This window comes from Dactylosporangium sp. CA-139066, assembly GCF_050936175.1.
Classification (GTDB): domain Bacteria; phylum Actinomycetota; class Actinomycetes; order Mycobacteriales; family Micromonosporaceae; genus Dactylosporangium.
This window is the reverse complement of the sequence record NZ_JBNJNH010000002.1, coordinates 1,132,918-1,145,419: the sequence shown is the minus strand read 5'-3', so window position 1 is coordinate 1,145,419 and position 12,502 is coordinate 1,132,918. Positions and strand designations below refer to the sequence as shown.

The 12,502-nt window shown below is 70.0% G+C and carries 12 protein-coding genes; 10 read left to right on the top strand and 2 right to left on the bottom strand.

Going from position 1 to position 12,502, the window contains the following annotated elements; translation table 11 throughout:
- Positions 1–71: 71 nt before the first annotated feature.
- Positions 72–422, bottom strand: coding sequence for a type II secretion system protein (locus ACQEVU_RS50100; protein WP_433337444.1), 351 nt, complete (start codon positions 420–422; stop codon positions 72–74).
- 684 nt (positions 423–1,106) lie between these two features.
- Between ACQEVU_RS50100 and ACQEVU_RS50095 the strand changes: the two genes are divergently transcribed.
- From ACQEVU_RS50095 to ACQEVU_RS50050, 10 genes are all read left to right on the top strand, one after another.
- Positions 1,107–1,472 carry a DUF485 domain-containing protein gene (locus ACQEVU_RS50095; RefSeq protein ID WP_433337442.1) on the top strand — a complete coding sequence of 122 codons (366 nt, stop codon included), beginning with the start codon at positions 1,107–1,109 and terminating at the stop codon, positions 1,470–1,472.
- Positions 1,465–3,234: a solute symporter family protein gene (locus ACQEVU_RS50090; RefSeq protein ID WP_433337440.1), complete on the top strand. Its 1,770-nt coding sequence runs from the start codon at positions 1,465–1,467 to the stop codon at positions 3,232–3,234. The genes ACQEVU_RS50095 and ACQEVU_RS50090 overlap by 8 nt, the downstream gene beginning before the upstream one ends.
- Before the next feature lie 85 nt (positions 3,235–3,319).
- The gene (locus ACQEVU_RS50085) at positions 3,320–4,288 is read left to right on the top strand and encodes a UDP-glucuronic acid decarboxylase family protein (protein ID WP_433337438.1); all 969 of its coding nucleotides are present in this window, start codon (positions 3,320–3,322) and stop codon (positions 4,286–4,288) included.
- Between the two features lie 70 nt (positions 4,289–4,358).
- Positions 4,359–5,585 carry an LCP family protein gene (locus ACQEVU_RS50080; RefSeq protein WP_433337436.1) on the top strand — a complete coding sequence of 409 codons (1,227 nt, stop codon included), beginning with the start codon at positions 4,359–4,361 and terminating at the stop codon, positions 5,583–5,585.
- 221 nt (positions 5,586–5,806) lie between these two features.
- Positions 5,807–6,964 carry an LCP family protein gene (locus ACQEVU_RS50075; protein ID WP_433337434.1) on the top strand — a complete coding sequence of 386 codons (1,158 nt, stop codon included), beginning with the start codon at positions 5,807–5,809 and terminating at the stop codon, positions 6,962–6,964.
- Between the two features lie 26 nt (positions 6,965–6,990).
- Entirely contained in the window at positions 6,991–7,329 is a 339-nt protein-coding gene (locus ACQEVU_RS50070) for a rhodanese-like domain-containing protein (protein ID WP_433337432.1), read from the top strand.
- Positions 7,310–8,167, top strand: a complete 858-nt coding sequence (locus ACQEVU_RS50065) for a glycerophosphodiester phosphodiesterase (protein ID WP_433337430.1) — start codon at positions 7,310–7,312, stop codon at positions 8,165–8,167. Before ACQEVU_RS50070 ends, ACQEVU_RS50065 begins: the two co-directional genes overlap by 20 nt.
- A 135-nt stretch (positions 8,168–8,302) precedes the next feature.
- Entirely contained in the window at positions 8,303–9,775 is a 1,473-nt protein-coding gene (locus tag ACQEVU_RS50060; RefSeq protein ID WP_433337428.1) for an ATP-binding protein, read from the top strand.
- Positions 9,756–10,181, top strand: a complete 426-nt coding sequence (locus ACQEVU_RS50055) for an ATP-binding protein (protein ID WP_433337426.1) — start codon at positions 9,756–9,758, stop codon at positions 10,179–10,181. Before ACQEVU_RS50060 ends, ACQEVU_RS50055 begins: the two co-directional genes overlap by 20 nt.
- 105 nt (positions 10,182–10,286) lie before the next feature.
- The gene (locus tag ACQEVU_RS50050) at positions 10,287–11,174 is read left to right on the top strand and encodes a DUF5926 family protein (RefSeq protein WP_433337424.1); all 888 of its coding nucleotides are present in this window, start codon (positions 10,287–10,289) and stop codon (positions 11,172–11,174) included.
- On the opposite strand, the gene ACQEVU_RS50045 is transcribed toward ACQEVU_RS50050, so the two are convergent.
- Positions 11,157–12,350 (bottom strand): arginine deiminase, encoded by a 1,194-nt coding sequence (locus ACQEVU_RS50045; protein ID WP_433337422.1) that lies wholly within the window; start codon positions 12,348–12,350, stop codon positions 11,157–11,159. The genes ACQEVU_RS50050 and ACQEVU_RS50045 overlap by 18 nt on opposite strands.
- Between the last annotated feature and the right edge of the window lie 152 nt (positions 12,351–12,502).

Here is a 12,502-nt window from a genome sequence, read left to right as displayed (position 1 = left end):
CGCGCAGATTTCTCAAACGTCGGTAGAGAGGGCCACCCGGGGCGGCCCTCTCTACGCAGTCGTCAGCCTGACTAGCAGGCGCCCGTCGAGGTCACCTTGCCGTCGCCGCCGGGGCCCCAGTTCACGTCGATCGTGTAGCCATTCGTGGTCGAGGGCTGCTCCCGGAGGAACTGGTCGGAACCGCCGGTCAGGTCGTCCCACTTGGTCGGGTACGCGTTCTTCTTGGCGCGGTAGGCCTCCACCGCGACCTCGACGTTCTTCTTGTCGGTCTTGCAGGCGGCGGCTTGCCCACGGTCGTTGAAGGCGCCCACGGCGAAGACCACGATGCCGGACAGGATGCCGAGGATGACGATGACAATGAGGAGCTCGATGAGGGTGAAGCCGCTCTCGTTCTCGCGGACCGCACGGATGCGCTGAAGCACTCATTCTCCTTCAGGGAAAGGCAGCCGGGCGGTGACCGCCAACTGATTGCCGGTGACTCGACTAAATGCGGCGACGCTTGAGGACGGCTGTCTATTACGGCCGGCACTGGACCAGTAATGGCCGTGAAATTTATGTTTCTCTACGTCCTCACCAACGACATCCGACTAACTGGGCCAGCTCGGGGCTAGCTGCGGCAACGTCCGCGACGGGGACGCTACAACACGGGTCGTCGTTCGGGATCAAACAAACAGGTGGTCGAGCCATCTGATCAGCCGCCTACGCCCCCTCAAGTGGACGGACGCGCCGCCCGCACGTCCAAACGCGGTCACGTGAAGAAATGGGCAATCGGTTCAAATCCGCAGAGGCGCCACGGCGTCACTGGTCAGGCAATTCGACGTTGCGCCAGAAGAACCGCGAATGCCAGCCCTTTCGGCATTCTCGATCAATTGCCGCGATCGACGTAGAAGGCGCATCGATTGGCGCGGTACGGGACATATTGCCCGAACTGGGCGGCCCCCGGCCGCGGAGCCCGCCGGTAAGCGGCGTGAGTCATGTCACCCGGCGCACGGGCGGTGCCGCTCGGCGCATGTGCGGTACCGGTGGCGGCAGAGATCTTTATTGATGCCTGCCGGGTTTCTAGCGTGCGCGGTTACCCGCACCCCAACCGCAGGTGGTGATCCTCCATGAGCACCGAGACACCGGCGCCCGCGGACACCGGCGAGAACCGCTACGTCGCCGTTGCCCGCACGCCGGAGTTCGACGCATTGCGCCGCACGCTGCGCCGCTTCGTCTTTCCGGTATCCGTTGCGTTCCTTCTCTGGTACGCGCTGTACGTGCTGCTGTCCGCATACGCCCGCGACTTCATGAGCACCAAGGTCGTCGGGCACATCAATATCGCGCTCATCTTCGGGCTGCTGCAGTTCGTGTCGACGTTCCTGATCGCGTGGTTGTACGCCCGCTACGCCGACCGCAACGTCGACCCGCTCGCGGACGACCTGCGGGCCAAGATCGAAGGCAGCCAGGTCGAGGAGGCGTCCAGCGATGCATGAATCGGTCACCCTCGCCGCGGTGTCGGTGGGGACGCAGCGCACCCTCACGCTCACGATGTTCGTCATCCTCGTGGGCGTCACGCTCGGCATCACGATCTGGGCCAGCCGGCAGACCCGCAGCGCCGCCGACTTCTACGCCGGCGGCCGCTCGTTCAGCGGGTTCCAGAACGGCATGGCGATCGGCGGCGACTACATGTCGGCGGCGAGCTTCCTCGGCATCGCCGGCATCATCGCGCTCAACGGCTACGACGGCTTCCTGTACAGCATCGGCTTCCTCGTCGCCTGGCTGGTCGCCCTGTTGCTGGTCGCCGAGCTGATGCGCAACTCCGGCCGGTACACGATGGCCGACGTGCTCGCGTTCCGCATGCGGCAGGCGCCGGTGCGCACCGCGGGCAGCATCTCGACGATCATCGTGTCGATCTTCTACCTGCTCGCCCAGATGGTCGGCGCCGGCGCGCTCGTCGCGCTGCTGCTGGGCATCAAGGCCGGCGACAAGTTCCTCGGGATGGACGCGGAGACGGCGAAGATCGTCACCATCGCGCTCATCGGCGTGCTGATGATCGTGTACGTCACGGTCGGCGGCATGAAGGGCACGACCTACGTGCAGATCGTCAAGGCGTTCATGCTGATGATCGGCGCGCTGGTGCTGACCCTGATGGTCCTGGCGGCGTACAAGTTCAACCTCTCGAGCCTGCTCGGCGAGGCCGCCGCGAAGTCGGGCCGCACGCCGCCCGAGTCGTTCCTGCAACCGGGCCTGCGCTACGGGCGGGAGTTCGCCGGCAACGCCACGGCGACGCTGACGAGCAAGCTGGACCTGATCTCGCTCGGCCTGGCCCTGGTCCTCGGTACCGCGGGCCTGCCCCACATCCTGATCCGGTTCTACACGGTCCCCAACGCCAAGGCCGCCCGCAAGAGCGTCGTGTGGGCCATCGGCCTCATCGGCGTCTTCTACCTGATGACCCTGGCGCTCGGCTTCGGTGCGGCCGCCCTCGTCGGCCGCAGCGCGATCGTCGCCCAGGACCCGGCCGGCAACACCGCCGCGCCGCAGCTGGCCCAGGAGCTCGGCCGGCGGTACCTCGGCGGCGACTTCGGCGGATCGTTCCTGCTGGCCATCATCGCCGCGGTCGCGTTCGCAACCATCCTGGCGGTCGTCGCCGGCCTCACGCTGGCGTCGTCGTCCTCGCTCGCCCATGACCTCTACGCCAACGTCCTCAAGCGCGGTCAGACCGACGAGCGGCAGGAGGTCGTCGTCGCGCGGTACTCCGCGTTCGTGATCGGCGCCGTCGCGATCCTGCTCGGCATCTTCGCCCGCAACCTCAACGTCGCCTTCCTGGTGGCGCTGGCGTTCGCGATCGCCGCGTCGGCGAACCTGCCGGCGATCCTGTTCTCGCTGTTCTGGAAGCGGTTCAACACCCGCGGCGCGACCTGGGGCATCTACGCGGGCCTCATCTCCGCCGTCGGCGTCGTGCTGCTCAGCCCGATCGCCTGGGGCGGCGTCAGCGACGCGCGCACCCCGGCGACGCTCACCGCGGCGCAGGCCAAGGACTGTGGTGTACCGCAGAACTCCAAGGCCGTGTCCAACGCGACGGCGCTGTTCAGCTGCACCACGGCGGCGCCGATCCCGCTGGAGAACCCGGGCCTGATCTCGATCCCGATCGGCTTCATCTTCGCCGCGCTCGGGGCGATGACGAGCAAGGAGCGGGACCCCGACAAGTACAGCGAGCTGGAAGCCCGGTCGCTCACCGGCGCCGGCGCGCACTAGGCGCGATTTCACCCAAGAACGTGCCGGGCCCGGGGGCGCCGCCGATCCCCCGGGCCCGGTGCGGCGACACGCTAGGCTGTCCGTCATGGTCGTTGCGCAGCGTTACGGCGAGGGACACCGGGTCCTGCTGACCGGTGGCGCCGGATTCGTCGGTTCTCACCTTGCCGATGCTCTGATCGCCCGGGGCTGTCACGTTGTCGTGGTCGACAACTTCCTCACCGGGAGTAAGGACAACGTCGCCCACCTGCACGATCACCCGAAGTTCACCCTCGTCGAGGCCGACGTCACCGAGCCGCTGCCGGCGATCGACGCGCTCGCGGCCCGCTTCGACGCGATCATGCACTTCGCGTCGCCGGCCAGCCCGACCGACTTCGAGCACCTGCCGGTGGAGATCCTGCGGGTCGGCTCGCTGGCCACCCTGCAGCTGCTGGAGCGGGCCGTGGCCGACGGCGCCCGGTTCATCATGGCCTCGACCTCGGAGGCCTACGGCGACCCGCTGGTCCACCCGCAGCCGGAGACCTACTGGGGCAACGTCAACCCGATCGGCATCCGCAGCGTGTACGACGAGGCCAAGCGCTTCTCGGAGGCGGCCGTCATGGGCTACCGCCGCGGCCGCGGCGCCGACGTCGGCATCGTGCGGATCTTCAACACCTATGGCGAGCGCATGCGGCCCGACGACGGGCGCGCGATTCCCACGTTCATCTCGCAGGCCCTGCGCGGCGAGGCGATCACCGTGCACGGGACGGGCACCCAGACCCGCTCGATCTGCTACGTCTCCGACCTCGTCCGGGGGATTCTGCTGCTGCTCGACTCGGGCGAGACCGGGCCGATCAACTGCGGTACCGAACACGAGATGACGATGCTCGAGCTCGCCGAGTCGATCGTGCGCATAACCGACAGCAACTCCCGCGTGGCGCTGCTGGCCCGGACCGCCGACGACCCGGAGCGCCGCCGCCCCGACCTGACCAAGGCGCGTGAGCTGCTCGGATACGAGCCGATGGTCGGGCCCGAGGAGGGACTCGCGCGCACGGTGGCGTACTTCCGCAGCCGCTGACTCTCCCGGGTTCGTGCCGCGCCCGCCGCGGTTACGTGGCGCGACGGCGCCGGGTTCGTATGGTGGTTTCATGCCCAACACGCCAGCTTCACGCGGCCCGTCCTCGGGTCGGGCCACCGTGCCCGGCGCGCTCGCACCGACGTCGGGCGCCCGTGCCCGCGTCTCCGCAGCCAACGCCCCGTCGAGCCCGGCCGCGCCCGGCGTGTACGGCCGACCGTCCGGGCCCCCGCCGGACCGGCCCGGGCGCACGCCCGGCAACGGCGGCGAGTACTCGGGCCGCAAGAAGATCCGCCCGCGCTGGGGCCGCATCGCCCTGGTCGCCGGGTGCGCGGTTCTCCTGCTGGCCCTGCTGGCCGGCATCGGCGGCTATGCCTACTACCGCTCGGTCGACGCCGGCCTCAACCGCGACGACCCGTTCTCGCAGATCACCGGCGGCCGGCCGGCCAAGACGGTTGACGGCGCGCTGAACATCCTGCTGCTCGGCAGCGACTCCCGGGACCCCGACAACAAGGGCAAGGCCGGCGAGTGGCGCACCGACACGATGATCGTGATGCACATCCCGGCCGATCACCAGCACGCCTACCTGATCTCGATGCCGCGCGACCTTTACGTGCACATTCCGAAGAGCCAGACGACGCAGTACGGCAACACCAACGCGAAGCTCAATGCCTCGTTCTCGTGGGGCGGCACGCCGCTCACCGTGCAGACGATCGAGGAGTACACCAACGTCCGCATGGACCACGTGCTGCTCATCGACTTCGGCGGCTTCAAGCAGGTGATCGACGCGCTCGGCGGCATCGACATGAACATCGAGAAGGACATCACCTCGATCCACCCGCCGAAGCGGCAGTTCAAGAAGGGCATGAACCACCTCAACGGCGACGAGGCGCTGGACTACGCGCGGCAGCGCTACCAGTTCGCCGACGGTGACTTCGCCCGCATGCGGCACCAGCAGGAAATGATGAAGGCCATTCTCGACAAGGCGGTCAGCTCGGGCACGGTGTCCAACCCGGCCAAGCTCAACTCGTTCCTGAAGGCCGTCACCAAGGCGATGACCGTCGACAAGGACTTCTCCCTCGCCGACATGGCGCTGCAGTTCCGCAACCTGCGCAGTAACGACCTGACGTTCATGGTGAGCCCGAACGACGGCAGCAAGAAGATCAACGGCGAGGACGTCGTGGTGCCGGACAAGGAGAAGGCGACCGCACTGTACGACGCCGTGCGCAACGACAAGATGAACGACTGGATGGCGGCGAACGGGCCGAAGCCCTCCGCCTCTCCCTCCAAGGCTAAGTGAGAAAACGGGCAAGCCCGGGCATGTCGTCCCTTCGGTGGGGTTGCATGCCCGGGCTGTCGCATAGATCTCATTGCTTAACTGGACGTCAGCGAGTAGAAATCGCCTGTTTGACGGCTTTCCAGGAGATCACGCGCCGGGCTCGCGGTGCGCAGACTTGCCGCCGCGAACGTAGACTCGAATAGATTCCCGCCGAAATGTACGCGGGCGGCTCGGGGGCAGTGATGCAGCAGGAGTTCGACGGCACCGCCAACGCTTCCCCCGTCGACCATGCCGGCCCGAAAGGTCCGGAAAAGTCCAAGAAGCCGAAGCTTCCCGGGCGCGACCCGATCTGGGCGAAGCTGCTTATCGTGGCGGGCCTCGCGATCGCGCTCGTCTCCGGCGCCGCGGTCGCCGCCGTCCCGATCCTGAGCAACCGATACACGAACAACATCAACCAGAGCACGCTGCTCGGCCAGAACTCGCGGGCCGGCACGGCCGACGAGACGCACCACGGCGACGTCGAGGGCCCGCTCAACTTCCTGCTGCTCGGCTCCGACCTGCGCGCGCTCGACCCCGAGGACGGCCAGCGCTCCGACTCGATCATCATCCTGCACATCCCGGCGACGATGGACCGCGCCTACCTGCTGTCCATCCCGCGCGACCTGCGGGTGAAGATCCCCGCGTTCGCGCCGACCGACTTCAAGGGCGCGTCGCACCAGAAGATCAACGGCGCGTTCCAGTACGGCGGGGGCGGCGAGGGCGGCGTCCAGCTGCTCTCCGAGACGCTGCACGACCTGCTCGGCATCCAGTTCGACGGCGCCGCGATCGTCAACTTCGACGGCTTCAAGGCGGCGGTCGACCTGCTCGGCGGCGTCGACATGTGCATCGACCAGAAGGTGACCTCGATCCACCTCGGCTGGGACGACAAGGGCAACTACCTCTCGCCCGAGCAGGGCGGCCACCCGGCGGTGTACGAGCCCGGCTGCCACCACCTCGAGCCCTACCAGGCGCTCGACCTCGTCCGGCAGCGCAAGAGCCTGCCCAACGGCGACTACGACCGGCAGAAGAACCAGCAGAGGTTCATCCGGGCGATGCTCACCAAGGCCAAGGAGAAGGGCCTCACCACCAACCCGGTGGCGGCCGACCGGTTCATCCGGGCGATCGGCCAGGCGCTCACCGTCGACCTCAACGGCCTGCCCCTGGCCGACCTGATGTTCGCGCTGCGCAACATCAGCCCCGACAACCTGATGGGCCTGCAGGTGCCGTCCGAGCCGCAGGACATCGGCGGGATCTCCTACGTCGTGGCCCTGCCCGAGGCCGAGGCGCTCTACAGCGCGGTCCGCAACGACCAGCTCGACTCATGGGCGGTCGAGAATCCCACGTGGGTCAACCACATGTAGTCACCGCCCGCAGGTAGCCTGGTGCGGTGTTCAGGCGACCTTCCATCCCGGCCGTCTCGGCCGGCGACGTAGCGGACGATGTTTTCCTGCTCGACGTCCGGGAGGACGACGAGTTTGCGGCGGGCCACGCGCCCGGCGCGTTCCACGTGCCGATGATGCAGATCCCGGCCCGCTTGGACGACATACCCGAGGACCGTGACGTCGTCGTGGTCTGCCGGGTCGGCGGGCGCTCCGCGCAGGTCGTCGCGTTCCTGCAGCAGAACGGGCGGGACCGCTCGATCAACCTCGACGGTGGCATGCAGAGCTGGGAGGCCCACGGCCGGCCCATGGTGAGCGAGGACGGCGGTGCTCCTCGGGTCATCTGAGCCGGACGTCTACCGGCCGTTGGTCTTTGCGCACCGGGGCTCGTCGCGCCGGCACGCCGAGCACACGCTCGAGGCGTACCTGCAGGCCATCGAGGAGGGCGCGGACGGGCTCGAGTGCGACGTACGGCTCACCCGCGACGGCCACCTGGTGTGCCTGCACGACTCGCGCATCGACCGCACCAGCGACGGGCGGGGCCGCGTCAGCACGCAGACCCTGGCCGAGCTGGACCGCTTCGACTTCGCCTCCTGGCACGCCGAGCGGCCCGACGCGCCCGACGAGCTGATCGTCGACCGCTACCAGGCCGACGGCCACTGGCGGGGCCGCGTCCTGACGCTGGACCGGCTGCTCGGCGTGGTCACCGACGCCGGCCGCCCGATGCGCCTGCTCATCGAGACCAAGCACCCGGTGCGCTACGGCAGCGCCGTGGAGTCCGCGGTGCTGAAGCTGCTGCGGCGGTACAACCTGGACCGCCCCGACCCGGACCGCCCCCTGCAGGTCACCGTCATGTCGTTCTCGTCGACGGCGGTCCGCCGCGTGCGCCAGCTGGCCCCGCACCTGCCGACCGTGATGCTGATCGACGTGTGGTCGGTGCCGAGCCGCATCGGGTGGCTGCCGCCGGGGAGCACGATCGGCGGTCCCGGTGTACAGCTGCTGCGGGTGTCTCCCGAGCTCGTCGAGCGCCTGCACCGGCGCGGGCACCCCGTCTACGTGTGGACCGTGAACGAGCCGGACGAGGTCGACCTCACGGTCAAACTGCGCGTCGACGGCATCATCTCCGACCGCCCGGCGTACGTGATCGACCGCCTCCGCGAGATGGGCCTGCGCCCTGACCCGTGACGCCCTGCGCTCCGGGACTGACCTTGACGTCCGCGGGCCGCCCGGGCCGGCGCCATGCTCGCCGATGAGTGAGGCAAGCTGGAAAACCGCGGCGACCACCTTTCAAAGCGCGGCCGGGGAAGGCAGACTCGCACCATGGTCGATGCTGCTCCGCTGGTCTTCGGCGGCCTCGCCGAGGTCGCGGAGGAGCTCAGCTCCGGCGGCGGCGGCCTGACCGGCCTGCAGCGCTCGGTCGAGGTGGCCGCCGCGGCCACCGGGGCGACCGGCGCCGCGTTCATCGAGTACGCGCAGGAGAACGGGCGGGTCGTCGCGGTCGCCGGTGACATGGACTGGTCGCTCGGGCGGCCGATCGACCTCATCCACCCGGCCGTGCGGGGGCTGCTGCAGTACGGCTCCCGCGTCCGCGAGTTCCCGAGCAGCCTCATCGGCACGTCCGGCGGGCAGCAGCTCGACAACCGCGGCCTGCACCGCATCATGGCCTCCGAGGTCATCGCCAACGGCACCGGCGTCGGCGTCCTCGCCGTGAGCTACAACGACGCCGAGGGCGCCGCCAACGAGGAGCAGCGCGCGGCGCTGGCGTTCCTGTCGGCGTTCGTGGCGCTGCAGTACGGGCTGGGGCGCGGGCTGCCGGTGTACAGCGACGGCCCGGCAGTCGAGCCCGCGTCCGAGCCGTTCGCGCTGCTGGACGCCGAGGGCCGGGTGCGCTCGTGGAACCCGCCGGCCGCCCTGCTCACCGCCCGGCCGGCCGAGGTCGCGATCGGCGAGCCCTGGCCCTTCCCGCTGCCGGCCGGCGAGGAGACGATCGAGCACCAGCTGCCCCGCGGCACGTGGATCGAGATCCGCGCGGCCCGGCTGCCCGTCGGCGACCTCGCGGTGTCCTTCCGCGCCCGCCCCGAGCCGCCGCCGGACGGCCGCGACCTGTTCCTCGCGCTCACCGGCCACGAGCTGCGCACGCCGATCACGGTCATCCGGGGGTACGCCGACACGCTCGTCGACCACTGGGAGTCCCTGGGCGACACCGCCCGCCGGGAGGCGATCAACGTCGTCGGCCAGCGCGCCCGCGAGCTCAGCCGGCTCGTCGACCGCCTGCTCAACGCGGTCGGGGACGACGGCGGGGCGGTCGAGTCGACCACGCTGCTGCCGTTCGACCTGGTCGAGTCGCTCGGTGGGGCGGTCGACGAGCTCAACGCGGAGCAGCGCCGGTCCCTGGTCGTGTCCCTGCCCGACGCGCTGCCCAAGGCCCGGGGCGACCGGGCGAGCCTGGCCACCGTATTGGCGGAATTGGTCACCAATGCGGGTAAATACTCCCCGAATTGGGTACAGATCGAGTTGACGGCCGGCGCCGACCCGCAGACCGTCTGGTTCCGTGTCTCGGACCGGGGCATCGGGATCCGGCCGGAGCATGTCGAGCGGGCGTTCGACCGGTTCTGGCAGTTGGAGATTGGCGACCAGCGCACGAGCGGCGGCGTGGGGCTCGGCCTGTACCTCGTACGCAGAATCGTCGAGCGGCAACATGGATGGGTATCATTGCGACCACGTCGAGGGGGAGGGACCGTCGCCGAGGTGCGACTGCCCCGAGCTGACGCCGATGGCCCCGGGGAGGCTTGAGAGCGTGTCCACAACCGTCGCTGAACCGCGCGCCTGGTGCGTCGTGGTCCCCCACCACGCGCGGGGCGCCCACGTGGCCCGCCACCGCCTGGCCGGCGAGCTCGACACCCTGGTCGCGCCCGACCGTCTGGACGACGCAATCGCGATCGCCGCCGAGCTGGTCGGCAACGCGGTCCGCCACGCCTCCCCGCTGCCCGGCGACGTGATCCGCGTGGCCTGGCGCCTGATGCCCGACGGCACGCTGGAGATCCGGGTGACGGACGGCGGCTCCCCGGCCGGGCCGCAGATGCGCGTGGCCGCCCCCGACGCCCTGGACGGCCGCGGCCTGACGATCGTCGCCGCGCTGTCGAAGGGCTGGGGCGTCGAGCGCGACGGCCTGGGCCAATGCGTCTGGGCAACGCTGTAGTTTGCGGGCATATGTCCGAAACGTCCCAGCGGTAAGGGTGACTGACGCGCCGGAGCGGGTGGTGTGCGCGCGTCCCGCGGCGGGGAACGCCTAGGCTGGATCGCCGTGAGCAAGCGTGCGAAGACCCCCCGTGGCCGCGCCAGCAGCGGCGAGAAGCGCGAGAAGATCCGGGACGTGTACGTCGGGCGGCCGTTCCAGGGCCTGGCCGACGAGCCGGAGTGGATCGCCCTTCGCGAGCTGGTGCCGGCCGCCTCGGCGCCACTGAAGCTGGCGCCCGCGTTCGCCGAGAAGTACGGCGACCGGCCGGTGACCCTGGCGACCGTGCTGCCGATGGCCTGGCCCGCCATGACCAAGCCCGACGGGCGGGTGTTCATCGGGCTGCAGCGCCACGTCCAGTCCGGCGACGTGTCGCGGGACCTCGCCGTCGCGCTGCAGTGCGCGCTGGAGACCCCGCTCGGCCAGACCGTCGACATCCCCGCCCTGCCCGGCCTCGGCGACCGCCTGCAGGACGTGATCGAGAACGAGCCGCTCGACATCACGGTGCACACCGGTTTCGAGTTCTGGCTCGACGAGAACGCCACCGACGACCCCAACGTGCGGGCCTCGCTGGAGCGGGCCAACGCGAGCATCTTCCCGACCGTGAAGCTGGCCGCCGCCCCGGCCACGTACTGGTGCCGGGTGACCGACCGATCCCACGTGCGCCTCGTGCTCGGCGACGACGAGGACCGCGCCCTGGACGCGCTGGCCCGCCTCTCCGCCGGCGGCGGGCTGCTGCTCGGCGACAACACGAAGTTCGCCGGGATGTTCCGCGCGCACGGGCTGCTGGCGCCGGTGTGGGACCTGCCGCTGGAGATCGAGGCGGAGCACTGGGAGGCGCCGGTGGCCGAGTTCGCCAAGCGCTACCAGGAGGCCCTGGCCGTCTCCGAGCCCCTCAACGCGACCGAGCGCCGCAGCAAGCAGGGCCTGATCGGGCGCCTACAGCCCCTGCGCTGACTCCTGCCGTAACGACGTCCGAGCGATCGGGGCGGACATGCACCTGGGTCCGCCCCGGCCCGAGCCGAGCTCCGAGCCCGGGATCCGGATGACCTCGATGCCCTGCCGCTCGAGCTGGGCGTTGGTGTGGACGTTGCGCTCGTAGGCCACGCACAGCCGTGGCGCGATCGCGAGCGTGTTGTTGCCGTCGTCCCACTGCTCGCGCTCGGCGGTGACCGGGTCGAGGCCGGTGTCGATGACCCGCAGGGTGTCGATGCCCATGGCCCTCGCGGCGGCGGCGAGGAACGGCGCCGGGCCGGTGCAGGCGTCCTCGGTCACGGTCCAGGCCACGAGCGAGCTGGCGACGTTGGGGTACATCACGACCGCGTCGACGTCGACCATCGTGCACACGGTGTCGAGGTGCATGGTCGCGCGCTCCTGGGCGATCGGCACCACGAGCACCGTCGTGGCGAGGCCGGCCGCGAAGCAGCGCCGCGCGAGCCGCTCCGCGCCCGAGGGGCGGGTCCGCTCGCCGACGCCGACCGCGATCACGCCGGGCGCGAGCAGCAGCACGTCGCCGCCCTCGAGGTGCTCGAGCGCGGGTTCGTACAGCATCGCCGTGCCGCTGAATCGGGGGTGATGACGGTAAATGGCGTGCGTGAGGGTCGTCTCCCGGCGCCGCGCGGGCATCGCGAGGCTCGTCACCGCCACGTGCGGGCCGACCCACACCGACGAGTCGCGCGTGAAGAGCAGGTTGGGCAGCGGGTCGATCACGAAGTCGCCCGGCGCCATGAGCGCGTGCACGAGCCCGCCGCCGCGGCGCAGCTCGGCCCGCGACAGGCCGGCGACGAGCGTGGTGGCCAGCTCCGCGGGGCTCAGCGCGGCGAGGTGCTCGGCCACGTGCTCGCGCAGCGTGTCGCCGAGCCGGACGTCGGCGAGGACGGCCGCGGTCACCTCCGCGCGGGCCGCCTCGATCGTGAGCGCCTCGGCGAGCAGCGAGGCGACGTAGAGGACCTCCACGCCATGCGCTCGCAGCGCCGCGGCGAACGTGTCATGCTCCTCTTGAGCGCGGCCCACCCACGGTATGCCGTCGAACAGCAGCGAGTCGTTGTTGCGCGGCGTCAGCCGCGCGAGCTCCGCGCCGGGGCGGTGCAACAGCACCGTGATCAGGCGTCCGACCTCGCTGTCGACACTCATGGGATCAGCCTACGGCCGCGCCGGCGTCCCCCGGTTGGCGCCATCTGCAAATTCATGACCCGCCGTGAATGTGGCATTCATCCCAGTCATTCCATGTCATTCCGCGATCTGATCGTGCGTGGTGTAGACATGCTCACGTACGGTGTTTGGAC